The sequence below is a fragment of the Bacillus sp. UNC322MFChir4.1 genome, from assembly GCF_000746135.1.
GTDB lineage: Bacteria > Bacillota > Bacilli > Bacillales > Bacillaceae_G > Bacillus_A.
In genome coordinates this window covers 187216-203889 of sequence record NZ_KN050810.1, presented here as the reverse complement: position 1 = coordinate 203889, position 16674 = coordinate 187216, and the positions used below count along the sequence as shown (strand labels likewise).

The window sequence follows — 16674 nt, the reverse complement described above, 5'->3', positions numbered from 1 at the left end:
GTTTTTTCATTTTACTCTTTCTTTATGATATGAGTGTATCATTAAAAAGAAAATGAATCAACGAAAAAAAGACAATATTCTCATTAATTCGACATTTTTCGATAATTTGACACATTTCATTCCAATAGAATCATTTTCTTTAGAATGTGAGTGGGATTATGTCAAAAAAATTATACATGACTAAATTATGAGTGTATAAATTTTTTGATGATTCTGTTTAAAATGTGTCTATTTTGTGAAAATACATATTGGCACAGTTCTTGCTTGTATGAAATGTGGAAGGAGGGGGATTTAGCAGTAGCTATAATAAGAGAATGCTTATTGAAAATACAGGCCGCTGATTCTACGGACATAACTGGGGGAAGCTGTTTTTAATAGAGAGATATATAAAATTTTTAGACTAAAAATTCAGAATTTTCACTATTTTATAAAAAAGGAGAAAATAGCATGGTAAAATACTCAAAGGTTTATAAACTGATGCTTGGTGTGGGACTTGTTACGATGTCATGTAATGGCCTGCAAATTCAAGCAGAGACAAAAGAAAAAAATACGAAGAATGTATTACAAATGGAGCCGGTAGGAATACAGAAATCCGTTGATGAATTAGCGCACTCATCGAACGTGCAAGAAAATGGCTCTTTTACAAAACGGTTAAAGTTAGCTGATTTATCGCAGCGTCCATTAGTGCCAAACGAGAATGCTAAACAGTTAGCTGAAGAAAAAAAATATTCGATGGCTGAATTGAATCAATTAAGCAATAAACAATTAACCGATCTTCTTGTTACGATTAAGTGGTATCAAATTCCAGAATTATTTCAGTTTACGAATGATAGTTTGAAGTTTTATCAAGATGATAGCCGGATGCAAGCAATCATTGATAAACTAGTAGAACAAGGACAAGCTTATACGAAAGATGATTCAAAAGGAATTGAGACATTAGGAGAAACTCTACGTGCGGCATTTTATTTAGGTTTTTATCATGATGAATTAAGTAAACTAAATGAGCGTAGCTATCATGATAAATGTTTACCAGCTTTAAAATCGATTGCAAGAAATCCAAATTTTAAACTTGGTACGTCGGAACAAAACAAAGTTATTTCATTGTATGGAAAGCTGATTGGAAACGCATCAGCTGATGCTGAAGTTATTCAATATGCAGGTGGAATCTTCAAACAATATAACGATAATCTTGCAACTTTCATTGAAGACATAACAAAAGGAAATGCTGTATATGAATTGCTGAAAGGAATTGATTATGAAGTTCAGTCGTATATGTATACTACGGGCAAGGAACCAAAAGATACGATGTGGTATCGAAACATTGATAGTTTTATTAATGAAATCAATCGTTTTGCATTAATTGGTACGGTAACAGATAAAAACGGATGGTTAATTAATAACGGAATTTACTATGCTGGCCGATTTGGCAAGCTCCATAGTACACCAACAAAAGGACAGCAAGTTGTTACAGAAGCGATGCGGATTTATCCATATTTAGGGGAGCAATATTTTGTTGCGGCAGATCAAATTACTACAAATTACGGCGGAGTAGATGCGAACGGAAAAACAATCAATTTAGATCAAATTCGAGAAGATGGTAAAAAGAAATACTTACCGAAAACGTATACATTTGATGACGGAGCAATCGTCTTGAAAGCGGGAGATAAAGTTAGCGAAGACAAAGTTAAACGCTTATACTGGGCGGCAAAAGAAGTGCGATCTCAATTTTATCGTACAGTTGGTAGTGATAAGCCGCTCGAAAGTGGACATGCTGATGATGTGTTAACAATGGTCATCTACAATAGTCCGGAAGAATATCAATTTAACCGTCAATTGTATGGTTATGAAACGAATAATGGTGGTATTTACATTGAAGGAATCGGAACGTTCTTTACATATGAACGTACACCACAGCAAAGTATTTATAGTTTAGAAGAATTATTCCGTCATGAATTTACACACTATTTACAGGGAAGATACGAAGTTCCTGGACTATGGGGACAAGGAGACTTGTATCAAAATGAACGTCTGACTTGGTATGAAGAAGGGAATGCGGAGTTCTTTGCAGGATCAACACGATTAGATAGCGTTGTACCGCGAAAAAGTATAATTGGCGGATTATCTAATGATCCAGCAAAACGATACACGGCAGAGCAAACATTAAATGCAAAATACGGAACGTGGGATTTTTATAACTATTCATTTGCATTGCAGTCTTATATGTATAATAACCGCCCTGAGATGTTCGATAAAATACATGATTTAATTCGTGCAAATGATGTCCCAGGTTACGATGCATACCGCTCTGCATTAAGTAAAGATAATCAATTAAATGCAGACTATCAATCTTATATGCAAATGCTGATTAATAATCGTGATAAGTATACAATTCCGCAAGTATCAGATGATTATTTAGCACAGCATCCTCAGAAAGCGCTTTCATATGTTACTGCAGATATTACAAATGAAGCGAAGTTAAAAGATGTGAAGGTGACAAAGAATAAATCACAATTCTTTAATACATTTACACTACAAGGAACATATACAGGAAGTGCGTCAAAAGGAGAAACTGAGGACTGGAAAGCGATGAATCAAGCAACGAATGATATGCTAAAACATCTTTCCGAAAAAGAGTGGAGCGGATACAAAACATTGACTGCTTATTTCGTGAATCACCGCGTGAATAGCGCTGGACAAGTTGAATATGATGTTGTGTTTAGCGGCGTGAATACGGAAGAGGATCCTACTGTAGAAAAAGAACCGAATAATGAATTTAATACAGCAAATCCGCTATCTCTGAACATGTTATTACGAGGAAGCCTAAGTGATCAAGATCAAGTTGACCGGTTTGTTATTGATGTAAAGGATCCGAAAGATTTACAGATTACCGTTACGAATGAACAAAACATTGGACTGAATTGGGTATTATATTCTGAATCAGATCTTAATAATTATGCCGCTTATCCAACAAAACGCGACGGAAATAAATTACTTGGAAATTATAATGCGAAGCCAGGGAAATATTACTTGAGTGTATATAAATATGGCGGTGGAACAGGGAATTATACAGTACTGGTAAAATAGTTGAATGAAGAATGAAAGCCAAAACCCACAGAGAAAATAAAATCTTTGTGGGTTATTCTTATTCATCCCGCTATTCGTGGGCAGTAATACTCCCACCTCAAAATTCAGCGGAAGCATTGTCCAGCTCCAGCGGCTAGAACCTCCGGTCGTTTCGCCCCCTCGGACGAGGCAAAAAGCGCCTCTCTGTCAGGGGCGTGGGCGTCCTGCGATTCTGAGCGAGCCGCTTCCGCTTTTCTTAAGAAGTTAGGTAGGAGATAAACTGCCCGTAAAAGCCCGATTGGTTCAACTAATAATCAGTGGGGGATGAAGAAAACCTCCACTGATTAAAGTTTCACTTTATTTCATAAATTGTTTAGGATATGCTCCCGTATGGTTTTTATCGTCACGCCAATCATATGTTTCTTGTTTCGGAATATGTAAAGTTTGATCTCCAATTTTAACTGTAGTTTCATTAAGCCATTCAACAAATGGATCTTTATCTGGATAATTCCAGTATATCGTTTTAGTAGAATTCGTTTTCAGATGGACTAATTCGCCTCTAACATCGTCTGCACTTAATGATCCGCCATCATGGAAATAAGTTTTAATTTTATACTCTCCATTTGGGGACTCAATTGTTCGAATTAGTTTTCCAGTTGGAACACCTTGCAAACTAAAAAACTTCCAATATACAAAACCAACTCCGATAATCAACATAGAAAGTAATACAATTCCTACTTTTCTCTTTGTTTTCTTGATTTCTTTTTGTGCTTTTTTAGTATTCATTTGCTTCTCCTTGAAAAATGGTTATATGTATTTTGTACCATTTTGTGGATAAATTGTAACTATTCAGCTATACATTTCATTTAGAAGTTTTCGGCATATAGATTGCTGCTACGAAGACAAAAATGACAAAGCACCTTGCTACCTTTCTTTGTTTTAAAACTTCGCGCGTGGCAGGAAAGGGCCCTGACCGCTCCTATACATCGCCAGTCCCTCTCGCCCATTTAAAAAAAATGCTTTTTTCTTTTTTTCATAGGGTGATAAAATATTTTTTATCTTTTTGTCACAAACCGCAAATTTGTGGTTTCTTTATAGTGACAGTAGCCAATAAGGAGGAAGAAACGAGTGGAGGTGAAAGCTTCATTGTTAAATATATATGAACAAGATTCAGTTTCCAATATAGAGTTTCAAGATGTATTTAAACAATATTATGCTCACGTTGTGAGACAAATTATGAGGATTGTGCGAGAGCAAGCAATTGCTGAAGATTTAGCGCAAGAAGTATTTTTGCAATTATATCATACAGAATGGAAACAAATTGAAAGTGTATCGGCATGGCTTGCAAAAGCATCTATTTATGCAGCATATAACTATTTACGATCTGAAAAAAGGCATCAAGCAAGAATCGAAAAAGAAGCAAATTATAAGCAGTCAATTAGCAGTCCGTCATCGGAAGAACAATGTATTCAAAAAGAAGAAATTACTCGTGTACAAAGTACATTAAAAGAGATGGATGAGCGTGAACGTACCCTCTTATTAATGAAGTTTTCAGGGTTTCAATATAAAGAAATCGCGGAGGCTACTCATATGGAAGTGTCTTCGGTTGGAACAATGCTAGCACGAGCTAAGGCAAAATTTCGGAAGATGTATAGAGGGATAAAGGAGGAGTGACAAATGAAATGCCAAGATATTGGATTTATTCAGGCGTACTTAGATGGAGAGTTAAACCGCGATGAAAGAAAACAATATATTCAACATCTTGACCAATGTAAATCATGTCAACAGAAGTTAGAAGAAATGAGCAAGCTTAATCAATGGGGACAAGTGGTATTGGATGATGAATTCACAAACGTTGGTCAAGATGTTGATATCGACGTTGATCGAGCTTGGAACACCTTTGAACAAAATATACAAAATCATAAGACGGAAAAAACAAATAGTGAGGAAATTAAAAAGAAGGGAAGATGGGAGAATATGAAGAAATCATCTAAACGTTGGATTACTGCAGCAGCGGCAGCAGCAGTTGTGTGTGTGTCTTTAACAGTTCCAGAAGTACGGGCAGGAGCAAGTAACTTGTTATCGATTTTTCGAGTAAAGGATGTACAGCTCGTTCAACTTACTGATTCGGACTTACGTGAAATTGAAGGATGGATCTCTAAAACGGAAGAAGGAGAAAAGTCTATTAAAGGAATTGGGAAAATAGGAATCAAAGATAATGGAAGCAAAAAAGATGCTCACTTTCAGTCGGATCAACAAGCAAGAGAAGCTGGATATGCTGTTCCAAAAGTGCCAAATGGATACCGTGTAACGAATGTAGATGTGAACCCATCATTTATTATGCAATTTGAACTCGATACAGAAAAAGCTAATAAGTTGTTGAAACAACTACAAAGCAATACGCAGTTTGAGAGTGCTTTGAATGGCAAACAGTTTTCGGTCACAGTTCCGGAATCAGTACGCACACAAATAGAAATTGAGGGCAATCGAGCATCAAGTGGTTTTTCTTATAATGTAATTGATGCACCAAAGATTTCTGTTCCAGAAGGTGTAGATGTTGCGAAATTACAAAAAACAGTTTTAGAGCTTCCGATTATTCCTGGGAATGTGAAAACACAACTTGCAGGTATTCAAGATTGGACACATACATTGCCGATTCCTTATGTAGCAAAAGATGCAAAAACATCAGAAACAAAGGTTCAAGGAGTAAAGGCCGTTTTATATAGTGCTGAATATGAAAACGTGTTGATTTGGGAGAAAGATGGGAAAATGCACATGATCGAGCAGCATAAAGGGCAAGGAAAAGATATGGATGCAAACGATCTTATGAAACTGGCAAATGAATTAAAATAATGATTGAACAAGAGCGGCTCCGCAAAAAGGGGCGGCTCTGTTCCTGTATTGAGCGGAGGTAAAAAATGAACCAAGACTGGATTATTCAAACAAAGAATTTAACAAAACAATATAACGGAAAAGGAGGGATCCGCAACATTTCATTAGACGTGCCGCGTGGTACTGTATTCGGATTTATAGGTCCTAACGGTGCAGGGAAAAGTACGTTTGTGCGAACGATGCTTGGGTTGATTCACCCTGATTCTGGAACAGCACAAATGCTAGGACAGCCGATTGGGACAATTGAATCAAAACGGCGCATTGGCTATTTACCTGAACTGTTTCGCTATCCTGATTGGCTGACTGGTTGGCAGTTACTTGAAACGCATGCGAAATTATGCGGTCTTCCTTTTCGAGAGAGGAAAGAAAAAATGAATGAGGTTATTGAAAAAGTCGGTCTAAAGGGAAGGGAAAAAGAAAAAATTCGTGGTTATTCAAAAGGAATGCAGCAGCGTATTGGACTTGCTTGTGCCCTGCTTTCTGATCCGGAATTGATTTTTTTAGATGAGCCAACATCTGCGCTTGATCCAATTGGACGAAAAGAAGTACGTCATTTAATGGAAGAGCTTCGGGACCAAGGAAAGACCGTATTTTTAAACAGTCATCTATTAAATGAAATTGAACATGTATGTGATCACGTCGCGATTATTAATAAGGGAGAGTTAATCGTACAAGGAGATTGGCGCTCATTGATGATGATTCAAACAGAAGTTGAAGTAACACTTGGTGAAAAGAGCGAATTATTCTTTAAACAACTGCCTTCGTTTATTAAAAATGTAAGGAAGATAGAAGAACAGCAAAATCGTAAACGTTGGATTATAACTTTGCAACAAGAAAATGACATTCCTAGATTGTTAGAAGCATTTGTATCACTACACATTCCTGTATATCAGTTAAATCCGGTTCACCCGCATTTGGAAGATGTGTTTATGTACTGGGTAAATAAGAAAGAGGGGACGCAGCATGTGGACAATCGCCAAGTTATCATTTAAAGAAATTCTGTTAAAGCGTATTTTTACTATTACGTTATGTATGACCTTTGCCTTTTTAATATTTTATGGAGTGGCCATTCATTATGCCGTCAGTGAAATCCTTCCAGGAGAATCTAGCGGTCTTTCGGCAACTCAAGATTTTATAAGCAAAAGTTTTATTTCTACACAGCTTCTTGGTGTGGGGTTATATTTTTCTTCATTTATTACTGCGCTGCTAGCTATTCTAAGTAGTGTTGGCAGCATTGCAAATGAAATTGAAAGTCATCAAATTGATACGTGGCTAACGAGGCCAATCTCACGCTTTTCATTTTTAATGGGGAAATGGATCGGCTTATGCTTGTTACTGATTGCGTACGCAGCTTTTCTATTTATAAGTATCGTGCTCATTCATCAAACAATGGGAGGGAGCACGTTTCATTTAGATTTCACGGCGACGCAGATTATAAAAGCATTGGCTCTTTTTTTAATACAGCCCGTTATTTTAATTAGCATCGCGATCTTACTAAGCACGCGTATGGCGACATTAAATGCTGGCATTGTGTTAATTATTTTGTATGGAACTGGATTTATTGGCGGATTTGTTGAACAAATCGGTACATTGGCACAAAAAACAGCACTTGTAAACATGGGCATAATCGCAAGCCTGTTATTCCCAATTGATACAATGTATCGTAAAATGACAATCTATTTATTTGATTCATCAGACAATCCTTTATCAATCGCGTCACAAGGAGTGTTTGGGAGTGTGTCAACACCGAGTAACATGATGATTGTTTACGCTATTTTCTATGTATTAGCAGCTATTTTTATAGCGATTCGTACATTTAAATCGCGTGATTTATAAGGAGGATGAAACTTCAGTGTATTCTCCCAATCCTGTAAAGTATGAGAAATAACCATTTTGATTTTTGGATTAGCATAAGCTTTACTCCACTATTTGCAGGAGATGAAAAAATAATGGCGGAAGATTCACTTTATATATCATAGTTAAAGCTCCTTCAATTGAAGAGAAGGAGCTTTAACTATGAATTTTTTTCTTATTTATTCTTAATACAATTGCTATAATTAGCAATATAACGCCTAATAAACATGTGAGTATTGGATAAAGTAAAGGAAAGAACACGTTTGGATATGCTCCCATTATGTCTGAATGATGCCCCATCGACATTAAACCCGTATCCGAGAAATTAATAAGTTCTACACCAAGATTATGATTACTTCGTTCGGCATAAGTGAAGCGTTTTTCGAAAGAGGTGCCATCTTGATTGATACAAATAATTTTCCATTTTCTTTTTTTCATAGGATCATGATCATTTGTTAATCTCTGCACAAAATAAACTTGCTGTTCATCAGTTCGTTTATTTTTTACGGTTAATACATCTAACCATGAAAAATACTTTCCACCTTTTTGTCGATTGGAGAGCCATATCTCATCAGGGATAGAAACTTCTTTATTATTTATAAAAAGATGAATCTTAACGATTTCACCAGGAGGAACGTTTTCTTCTGCATCAAAAATAGTAAGTGGTGCTAGTTTATTTGTTTTTTCTTCCTCTATTTTAAGATTGATGCCATTCACATTTAATTCTTGGACATCTAATGAACTTTCAAATCCATCTTTATCTATATAGGCTTCGTGTATTTCATAAGTGTTTTCTATTTTTGTTACAATCCATAACTCTCTTAGTATATGAAACATCGGAATACAAGAAAGAGTGAGTAAGATGAAAGCAAAAATAAAATAAAAACGAGCTTTTTTCATAATTTTTCCCCTAATATAAATATTTGTATGTCATTACATTATCTTTAATTTCTTCTATAATACACCATATTTGTATTTGGTTTGTATAAAACGGTATTTCGAAGTAAAAACCCTTCGGTAATTATTTTTAAAATTTTTCGACATATAAGTTGCTGCTATGCAGAATACATTATGACCTGCACTTGTTTGCTCCCTTTGTTTTAAACCATTGCATGTGGCAGAAAAAGGTCCTAACCGCTTCTATGCATGGCCAGACGCTCTCGCCCACCTAAAAAGAAAAGGCTTTTATGTTAGTCTTTTAACCTATATTTATATAGTTTACATCTCATTATCTGAATGTCACTAACTATTAATCAGTTGCCTTCTTATTTAAAAACGACTACAATTTTACTGTTATATAGGAACGAAAAAATAGAATAGGAGGGGAAATATGCCAAGGAAAGTATGGCTATTAGTAGCCGGGATGATTATTAATGTCACGGGTGCTTCTTTTTTATGGCCTTTTAATACGATTTATTTACATGATCATTTAGGCAAATCATTATCTGTGGCTGGAATGGTATTAATGATTAACTCGTTAACAGGAGTAATTGGTAATTTACTCGGCGGTGTTTTATTTGATAAATGGGGCGGATATAAGTCCATTTTAGTTGGAATTGTAATTACATTATTATCAATTTTAGGTCTTGTATTTTTCCATGGCTGGCCATTTTATATTGTATGGCTTGCGTTAATTGGATTTGGTTCTGGAATGGTCTTTCCGGCGATGTATGCGATGGTCGGATCGGTTTGGCCAGAAGGCGGCCGAAGAGCATTTAATGCGATGTATGTTGGACAAAACGTCGGGATCGCTGTTGGGACGGCGTGTGGTGGTTTAGTTGCTTCTTATCGCTTCGATTATATTTTCTTAGCGAACTTTATTTTATACTTTATTTTCTTCTTAATCGCTTTTATTGGCTTCCGTAGTATGGAGGATAAGAAAGAGAAACGTGTAGCAGTAAAAGAAAAAACGAAAAATGGTTGGCCACTTACACTAGAATTCAAGGCGCTTCTTATTGTATGTGTAGCATATGCTTTATGCTGGGTTACGTATGTACAGTGGCAAGGAGCGATTGCGACGCACATGCAGGAGCTGAATATTAGTCTTCGTCATTATAGTTTATTATGGACGATCAACGGAGCGATGATTGTTTGTGCACAGCCATTAATAAGTATGATTATTCGCGCGATGAAACGTTCTTTAAAACAACAAATTATGATTGGAATTGGTATTTTCGCAGTGTCGTTTATCGTGTTAAGTCAAGCGCAGCAATTTACAATGTTCCTTGTCGCAATGGTGACATTAACAATTGGTGAATTATTTGTCTGGCCAGCTGTGCCAACGATTGCGAATATCCTTGCACCAAAGGATAAAATCGGTTTCTATCAAGGTGTTGTAAATAGCGCAGCGACTGTTGGGAAGATGTTTGGACCGGTTGTTGGCGGCGCAATTGTAGATTTGTATAATATGGAAGTATTGTTTATAGCGATTATGGTCATGCTTGTAGTAGCTATTATCGCAACGAGTATGTATGATAAGAAAGTACGTGTTGAAGAAGCAGAAGAAAAAATTGCAGTTTAGTTTGACGGAACATGCAACTTGTTTTAGAATATACTTTAAATAACTCATATGTAATAACAGTGAGAAGGAGTAGTAGTAATAGAAGCTGGTTTAGAGAGTTGACGGTCGGTGCAAGTCAATCCACGTTTCGTTATGAACTCGCCTTTGAGTTGCAGTTGTGAAACAAAGTAGCAATTGCCGTTTATCCACGTTACGGATCTAAGCGAATGTATTATTACATTAATTTAGGGTGGTACCGCGGGAATATAACCTCTCGTCCCTTTTCTGGGATGAGGGGTTTTTTGTATTTTTGGCGGTGAAAAAATATAGAAAATTTGAATGGAGGGTATTTCATGAGCTTCAATCATCAAAAAATTGAAAAGAAGTGGCAAGCGTATTGGGAAGAAAACAAAACATTCCGTACGCCAGATGAAACAGACAAACCAAAATTTTACGCACTAGATATGTTCCCATATCCATCAGGTGCAGGGCTGCACGTAGGGCATCCAGAAGGATATACAGCAACGGATATTTTATCTCGTATGAAACGTATGCAAGGCTACAACGTTCTTCATCCAATGGGATGGGATGCATTCGGTCTTCCAGCAGAGCAATATGCACTTGATACTGGAAATAGCCCAGCAGAATTTACAGAGAAAAACATTAACACGTTCCGTAATCAAATTAAAGCATTAGGCTTCTCTTACGATTGGGACCGTGAAGTAAATACGACAGATCCAAACTACTACAAATGGACACAATGGATCTTCTTACAGCTATTTGAAAAAGGATTAGCTTACGTAGATGAAATCCCTGTAAACTGGTGCCCAGCACTTGGTACTGTACTTGCGAACGAAGAAGTAATCGATGGCGTGAGTGAGCGCGGCGGACATCCTGTTGAGCGTCGTCCAATGAGACAATGGATGCTGAAAATTACAGCTTATGCAGATCGTCTACTAGAAGATTTAGATGAGCTTGATTGGCCAGAGAGCTTAAAAGATATGCAGCGCAACTGGATTGGTCGTTCTGAAGGTGCAGAAGTTCACTTCGCTATCAACGGTACAGATGAGAAATTTACTGTATTTACAACACGTCCGGATACATTATTCGGTGCAACGTACTGTGTACTGGCTCCAGAACACGCACTTGTTGCCGAAATTACAACAGAGAAGCAAAAAGAAGCAGTAGAAGCTTATATTGATTCTGTAAAAGCGAAGAGTGATTTAGAGCGTACAGAGCTTGCGAAAGAAAAAACAGGTGTATTCACAGGTGCTTATGCGATTAACCCAGTAAACGGTGAAAAATTACCAATCTGGATCGCTGACTATGTGCTTGCAAGCTATGGAACAGGTGCAGTAATGGCGGTTCCAGCGCATGATGAGCGTGATTATGAGTTTGCGAAAACATTTGATCTTCCTATGAAAGAAGTTGTAGAAGGCGGAGACATTACGAAAGAAGCACATACAGGTGATGGTGCACACATTAACTCTGCATTCCTAGATGGATTAAATAAAGAAGCAGCAATTGTGAAAATGATTGAATGGCTTGAAGTAACAAGTGCAGGAAATCAAAAAGTAACATATCGTCTTCGTGACTGGTTATTCAGCCGTCAACGTTACTGGGGTGAGCCAATTCCAGTTATCCATTGGGAAGATGGCACAATGACAGCTGTGAAAGATGAAGAATTACCATTAGTTCTTCCGAAAACAGAGAACATTCGTCCATCTGGTACAGGTGAATCTCCACTTGCGAACATTGATGAGTGGGTAAATGTGGTTGACCCTGAGACTGGTAAAAAAGGTCGCCGTGAAACAAACACAATGCCGCAATGGGCAGGTAGCTGCTGGTATTACCTGCGCTACATTGATCCAAACAACAGCGAAGCACTTGTAGATCCTGAAAAAGTAAAACAATGGCTTCCAGTTGATATTTACATTGGCGGTGCGGAGCATGCGGTACTTCACTTACTATATGCGCGCTTCTGGCATAAAGTATTATATGATATCGGTGTGGTTCCAACGAAAGAGCCGTTCCAACAACTATTTAACCAAGGTATGATTTTAGGAGAAAACAACGAGAAAATGAGTAAATCAAAAGGTAACGTTGTAAATCCTGATGATATCGTAGCAAGCCACGGTGCAGATACACTTCGTTTATACGAAATGTTTATGGGACCATTAGATGCTTCCATTGCTTGGTCTGAAAATGGTCTTGACGGAGCACGTCGTTTCTTAGATCGTGTATGGCGTCTATTTGTTCAAGATAACGGTGAACTAAGCGAGAAAATTACAGATGCACCAAACAAAAATCTTGAAAAAGTATATCACCAAACAGTGAAGAAAGTAACAGAAGACTATGAAGAGCTTCGCTTTAACACTGCAATTTCTCAAATGATGGTATTCATTAACGATGCATATAAAGCAGAAACACTTCCGAAAGAATATGTAGAAGGTTTCGTGAAAATGCTAGCGCCAGTTGCACCGCACGTTGCGGAAGAACTATGGAGCAAGCTTGGATATAACGAAACAGTTTCATATGTAAGCTGGCCAACATTTGATGAGTCTAAACTTGTAGAAGATGAAGTGGAAATCGTTGTTCAAGTCATGGGTAAAGTACGTGCGAAGTTAACAATGAAAAAAGACGCATCAAAAGAAGAAATGGAACAACTTGCAGTTGAAGCAATTAAAGAACAAATTGAAGGGAAAACAGTTCGTAAAGTAATTGTTGTTCCTGGAAAACTTGTAAATATCGTAGCAAACTAATGAGAAAGAGCACCTGTTTTTAGGTGCTCTTTTTATGTTTTATACGGGATGGAAGAACTCAATTTTAGAGAAGACAAACACCTATTTTCCTTTTCGCAATATGATAACTAAGGCAAAGCCAATCGTGAAGAAGAAGGTGAATCGAATGAATTATAATGAACAACGACAAATGCCGAATCCATACGGTATGGGGGGATTTCCACCGGCACAAGTAGGGCATTATCCACATGGAGGATATCCTTATGGCTATCATCATGTAGGGTATCATCCATATCATCCACATCACCACCATTATCATGGCTATCAACATGTTATTTATCACCCACATCATCATCATCATGGCCATCATTATGGAACGCCGTATCAAGGCCAATAAAATGTAAAATTAATCAATTATGTAAAATCTCCTTCCATGCAAGGAGATTTTTTAATTGGGAATGATAAAAAAGAAGGAGGTGTTACATATGGGAAAAGGTAGAAGTAACAATACTGGTCAAAGACAGCCTAATTTCGATACAAATGCTTCGAAAGGAAAGCAACCCCAAATGGGAGATTCGAAAAAGAAATAGAGAAAAGGAGCCATTTAACAGGTGGCTCCTTTTCAAATGGAAATCATATATTATTTTTTTGCTTCTTGACGCTGACGCTCGATTTCCGCACGAAGTTGTGGTTCTGGTGCTTCCCATCCTTCAGGTTTTAAAATTTTGCCGTCACCTTCGCGGAAGCGTGGTTTACCGTCTGGGAATAATTTTGCCATGTTTGCATTATTAACAATTTCAAATCCTTTATCAGGGCGTACACCCATTTCAGCAAATGTTCCAAATGCAAAATAAATTAAGTCAATTAGTGCATCATATTGGTCTTCCACTGTGTTTGCTTCTAAGAACTCTTCTAGTTCTTCTTGCATGAAGCTCGCACGAATTTTTGCACGCTCTTCTGTTAATTTTGTTGGTGCATCTGCAACTGGGTGACCGAATACTTCATGCATTTTCGCAACAAGTTCGTAACCTTTATCTAAACCCTTTTCGTTTGTCATGTTGTTTCATCCTCTCTCGTTTTTGTCCGATTGTTATTGTAACATGATTTTGATTAGGGCAGTGTACATTCTACTTTTATAAATGCTATTCCTTTTTTTCTATTAAGGATAACGCGATATCTATTCCAAACATTCCAATGATAAGAATTGGCACTGTTACAAGGAGATAACGAGTAAGCGAGGCATTTTTTAAATAGGTATGAGCAAATAAAAAGACAGTACAAAAGAGAATGATATGTAACATAGGCTTTATTAATTTTTTAGGCATGAGATCCCCCCGTTTAAAACTCTTACCCTTTAGTATATGGAATGAAATGTAATATGAAAAGCCATTTTGAGGGGAAGCCTCTTTCCGGTTTCGAATTAGGAAAGAGGATGAAATATTTATTCAATAACTCCTGAATTTGTAATATCAACATCATATTGTACTTTTACAGGAACGTCTTTGTACATTTTTCTCCATTCCTTTAATTGAAACGGTCGGTAGTGCTGTTTAAATCTCGCACCTAAAGCGAGTGGATCTGCACCTAGAGATTGAAGCTTTTTTACTAATTTTTCTCCATCTGTATTCAAACTCTTTACAATGTCTTTTCGTATTTTTTCTACATTTTTTTTGTTTTCTAAGTTGGTATGCTTCGAAATTTCCTGAATACGAGCTGCCATTTTTACGTGAATAATAAAGGAAGGCTTTCCGTCCTTTACATATACATGATAAGAAGGAGAGGAACGAATGTTGTTAATCGTTGTGTAGCCTAACTTTGTTTTAAATTCATGTGAGTCGAGTTGACTTTTATCGAGCAGCGTTTTAAGAAGAAACATATCTTTTTCTTCTACTTTTCCCACATATCTATCTTGTTTGAAAAGAGCTATACTGGTAATTTTAATGCTGTTCTTTTTCTTTTTTAATATAGGCATATATGTATCTTGACCTTCACGATAATATCGGAAAGTTTGCATGTATAAATTATCGCTTGGTACGTCACCTGATTTCATATTCTGTTCTAACATTTTTTTGATATAGATTGCTACGTTAGAAGCAGTGTTGTATTTGCCTAATAAAAGTTTTTTGCCTTCTCCATTGCCGCCTCCTTCAAGGATACCAATATATACTAAGTTTCCAATATTCACATCGCGAATCAGCGTATCAAATACACTAGAAAGGCCTTTTTTAGCTAATTTTTCTGTGAAAAGAGTAACGCGTATTTGCCCGCTTGCAAGAGGTTGTCCCGATTCTAAAGAGGTTGTTGTTTTCACTTGTTTAATTGTATTTCCGTAGCCTTGAAGTACTTGTACTTTGTTCCCTTTTCTCTGAATTGGACAAACGTAAGTCACTTGTAATCTTTCACGGTTTGAATCTGTATTTGGAGCGACATCGAAAACAGCACCTTGAATGAGGCTAATGTCGTCAATGATACTTTTTGGGACACATGCTGTTGTCAAAAATAAGCATAAACAAAAAAGGAATATTACTTGCTTCTTAAAGTTTTCCATTTCTTTTTCACCCACATTATGAGAAATAAGATTGGGATGTACACAAAAACAAGCCAAAAGCTTGCTTTGGAGATATAAGTAATAAAATTATTGATGTCATGGCGTTCGGTTAGGAGTTGTGAAATGACGACAGTTATAAATAATAAAGAAATTAATATGTACTTTTGTTTGACATGAAAGACTTCGTATAATCCTCTTGTTGCAGCCCATAATGGTAAGATAATACTTGTAATGACAATGAGTGCATAGCCAGAAATCGCAATATATTCTAGGCGCTCGATGAAAGGAAGGTGAATGACTTGTGTGATCGATAGCTGCGACCAAATTGTTTTTGACAATTGTTTTTCGCTAAAGAATGTAAAAGCAAGGATTGTACTTAATAAATATAAAAAGTTAGAAAATAAAATACCATATTGTGCAAATTTATGAGATTTCTCAGGCGTTTTGATAAAGGGATACATCATCAAAATAACTTCAAAACTAATCATTGTATAAGTTGATGCTTGAGCCGCTTTTAAAATATCTCCAAAAGAATGAGAAAATATAGGAAGCAGGTTTCCGAAATTTGCATATTTAATAACTATAAATAGCTGCATGATATATCCACATGTAGCAATAACAGAAATGACACAAATGCCGGTCATAACCCGAAAGCCAGATGAAATAATGTAATAACTAAGTATGGATAAAAAGATTGTTACTTTCCATGTAGCTGCCGTTGGGAACATCCAAACTTGAATAATCTCTACGTATGTGCGCATAACGGAGACACTGACAAGAAAGAAATATGCCATAAAGATTAGATTGAATGCATTTCCTATCCGTTTTCCGAATAGATGATGATGCAATGTAATCAAATTTCCATTTATACTTTCTAATAAATAGTAAATCATCCACATAATAATATGAATGATGATACCTGCAATAATAACGCCCATCCATGCATCGTATCCGGCCGCTTTTGCAATAACACGTGCAAATCCAAGAACACCAACACCAAATTGCGCGCTATGGACTAAGAAAAAAACAAAAATGGGAGATACTTTATAGTTGATTTTAACTGTACTCATATGCGC

14 protein-coding genes and 1 other annotated feature are annotated in these 16674 nt (G+C 36.6%); of the genes, 8 read left to right on the top strand and 6 right to left on the bottom strand.

Features of this window, described 5'->3' with window-relative positions; all coding sequences use genetic code 11:
* Positions 1 to 447 precede the first annotated feature (447 nt).
* A complete protein-coding gene (locus BR72_RS20090) occupies positions 448 to 3084 on the top strand; it encodes a collagenase ColA (RefSeq protein ID WP_035436087.1) in 2637 nt (878 codons plus the stop codon).
* A 336-nt stretch (positions 3085 to 3420) separates the two neighbouring features.
* Here the strand turns inward: BR72_RS20090 and BR72_RS20085 are convergent, their stop codons facing one another.
* Positions 3421 to 3849, bottom strand: coding sequence for a DUF5412 domain-containing protein (locus BR72_RS20085; protein WP_035436085.1), 429 nt, complete (start codon positions 3847 to 3849; stop codon positions 3421 to 3423).
* A 342-nt stretch (positions 3850 to 4191) separates the two neighbouring features.
* Between BR72_RS20085 and BR72_RS20080 the strand changes: the two genes are divergently transcribed.
* The 4 genes from BR72_RS20080 (at position 4192) to BR72_RS20065 (ending at position 7791) form a co-directional block, all read left to right on the top strand.
* Positions 4192 to 4737, top strand: coding sequence for an RNA polymerase sigma factor SigX (locus BR72_RS20080; RefSeq protein WP_081904949.1), 546 nt, complete (start codon positions 4192 to 4194; stop codon positions 4735 to 4737).
* A 3-nt stretch (positions 4738 to 4740) separates the two neighbouring features.
* Positions 4741 to 5916 carry an anti-sigma factor family protein gene (locus BR72_RS20075; protein WP_035436082.1) on the top strand — a complete coding sequence of 392 codons (1176 nt, stop codon included), beginning with the start codon at positions 4741 to 4743 and terminating at the stop codon, positions 5914 to 5916.
* 65 nt (positions 5917 to 5981) lie between these two features.
* Positions 5982 to 6947, top strand: coding sequence for an ABC transporter ATP-binding protein (locus BR72_RS20070; RefSeq protein WP_035436080.1), 966 nt, complete (start codon positions 5982 to 5984; stop codon positions 6945 to 6947).
* Positions 6919 to 7791: an ABC transporter permease gene (locus BR72_RS20065; RefSeq protein WP_035436078.1), complete on the top strand. Its 873-nt coding sequence runs from the start codon at positions 6919 to 6921 to the stop codon at positions 7789 to 7791. Before BR72_RS20070 ends, BR72_RS20065 begins: the two co-directional genes overlap by 29 nt.
* A gap of 174 nt (positions 7792 to 7965) precedes the next feature.
* Here the strand turns inward: BR72_RS20065 and BR72_RS20060 are convergent, their stop codons facing one another.
* On the bottom strand, positions 7966 to 8709 hold the full coding sequence (locus tag BR72_RS20060) for a hypothetical protein (protein ID WP_035436076.1): 744 nt from the start codon (positions 8707 to 8709) through the stop codon (positions 7966 to 7968).
* Between the two features lie 430 nt (positions 8710 to 9139).
* Here BR72_RS20060 and BR72_RS20055 point away from each other — a divergent pair, with 430 nt between their 5' ends.
* The 3 genes from BR72_RS20055 to BR72_RS26825 all read left to right on the top strand — a co-directional run bounded on the left by BR72_RS20055 (position 9140) and on the right by BR72_RS26825 (position 13447).
* Positions 9140 to 10330 (top strand): MDR family MFS transporter, encoded by a 1191-nt coding sequence (locus BR72_RS20055; protein ID WP_035436074.1) that lies wholly within the window; start codon positions 9140 to 9142, stop codon positions 10328 to 10330.
* A gap of 50 nt (positions 10331 to 10380) precedes the next feature.
* Positions 10381 to 10594, top strand: a binding site (T-box leader).
* A gap of 68 nt (positions 10595 to 10662) precedes the next feature.
* Positions 10663 to 13071 carry a leucine--tRNA ligase gene (leuS, locus tag BR72_RS20050; RefSeq protein WP_035436072.1) on the top strand — a complete coding sequence of 803 codons (2409 nt, stop codon included), beginning with the start codon at positions 10663 to 10665 and terminating at the stop codon, positions 13069 to 13071.
* Between the two features lie 34 nt (positions 13072 to 13105).
* Positions 13106 to 13447 carry a hypothetical protein gene (locus BR72_RS26825; protein WP_197059959.1) on the top strand — a complete coding sequence of 114 codons (342 nt, stop codon included), beginning with the start codon at positions 13106 to 13108 and terminating at the stop codon, positions 13445 to 13447.
* A 243-nt stretch (positions 13448 to 13690) separates the two neighbouring features.
* Here the strand turns inward: BR72_RS26825 and BR72_RS20035 are convergent, their stop codons facing one another.
* The 4 genes from BR72_RS20035 to BR72_RS20020 all read right to left on the bottom strand — a co-directional run bounded on the left by BR72_RS20035 (position 13691) and on the right by BR72_RS20020 (position 16668).
* Positions 13691 to 14107 carry a pyrophosphohydrolase domain-containing protein gene (locus BR72_RS20035; RefSeq protein ID WP_035436070.1) on the bottom strand — a complete coding sequence of 139 codons (417 nt, stop codon included), beginning with the start codon at positions 14105 to 14107 and terminating at the stop codon, positions 13691 to 13693.
* 85 nt (positions 14108 to 14192) lie between these two features.
* Positions 14193 to 14375, bottom strand: coding sequence for a hypothetical protein (locus BR72_RS20030; protein WP_035436067.1), 183 nt, complete (start codon positions 14373 to 14375; stop codon positions 14193 to 14195).
* 116 nt (positions 14376 to 14491) lie between these two features.
* On the bottom strand, positions 14492 to 15598 hold the full coding sequence (locus BR72_RS20025; RefSeq protein ID WP_035436065.1) for a Ger(x)C family spore germination protein: 1107 nt from the start codon (positions 15596 to 15598) through the stop codon (positions 14492 to 14494).
* The gene (locus tag BR72_RS20020) at positions 15574 to 16668 is read right to left on the bottom strand and encodes a GerAB/ArcD/ProY family transporter (RefSeq protein WP_035436063.1); all 1095 of its coding nucleotides are present in this window, start codon (positions 16666 to 16668) and stop codon (positions 15574 to 15576) included. The genes BR72_RS20025 and BR72_RS20020 overlap by 25 nt, the downstream gene beginning before the upstream one ends.
* Positions 16669 to 16674 lie beyond the last annotated feature (6 nt).

Excerpts from the sequence above, each read along its gene's own strand:
- BR72_RS20070 (WP_035436080.1), top strand. The coding sequence starts at position 5,982 with ATGAACCAAGACTGGATTATTCAAACAAAGAATTTAACAAAACAATAT.
- BR72_RS20025 (WP_035436065.1), bottom strand. The coding sequence starts at position 15,598 with ATGGAAAACTTTAAGAAGCAAGTAATATTCCTTTTTTGTTTATGCTTA.
- BR72_RS20035 (WP_035436070.1), bottom strand. The coding sequence starts at position 14,107 with ATGACAAACGAAAAGGGTTTAGATAAAGGTTACGAACTTGTTGCGAAA.
- BR72_RS26825 (WP_197059959.1), top strand. The coding sequence starts at position 13,106 with ATGTTTTATACGGGATGGAAGAACTCAATTTTAGAGAAGACAAACACC.
- BR72_RS20090 (WP_035436087.1), top strand. The coding sequence starts at position 448 with ATGGTAAAATACTCAAAGGTTTATAAACTGATGCTTGGTGTGGGACTT.
- BR72_RS20075 (WP_035436082.1), top strand. The coding sequence starts at position 4,741 with ATGAAATGCCAAGATATTGGATTTATTCAGGCGTACTTAGATGGAGAG.
- BR72_RS20020 (WP_035436063.1), bottom strand. The coding sequence starts at position 16,668 with ATGAGTACAGTTAAAATCAACTATAAAGTATCTCCCATTTTTGTTTTT.
- BR72_RS20030 (WP_035436067.1), bottom strand. The coding sequence starts at position 14,375 with ATGCCTAAAAAATTAATAAAGCCTATGTTACATATCATTCTCTTTTGT.
- BR72_RS20060 (WP_035436076.1), bottom strand. The coding sequence starts at position 8,709 with ATGAAAAAAGCTCGTTTTTATTTTATTTTTGCTTTCATCTTACTCACT.
- BR72_RS20085 (WP_035436085.1), bottom strand. The coding sequence starts at position 3,849 with ATGAATACTAAAAAAGCACAAAAAGAAATCAAGAAAACAAAGAGAAAA.
- BR72_RS20065 (WP_035436078.1), top strand. The coding sequence starts at position 6,919 with ATGTGGACAATCGCCAAGTTATCATTTAAAGAAATTCTGTTAAAGCGT.
- leuS (WP_035436072.1), top strand. The coding sequence starts at position 10,663 with ATGAGCTTCAATCATCAAAAAATTGAAAAGAAGTGGCAAGCGTATTGG.
- BR72_RS20055 (WP_035436074.1), top strand. The coding sequence starts at position 9,140 with ATGCCAAGGAAAGTATGGCTATTAGTAGCCGGGATGATTATTAATGTC.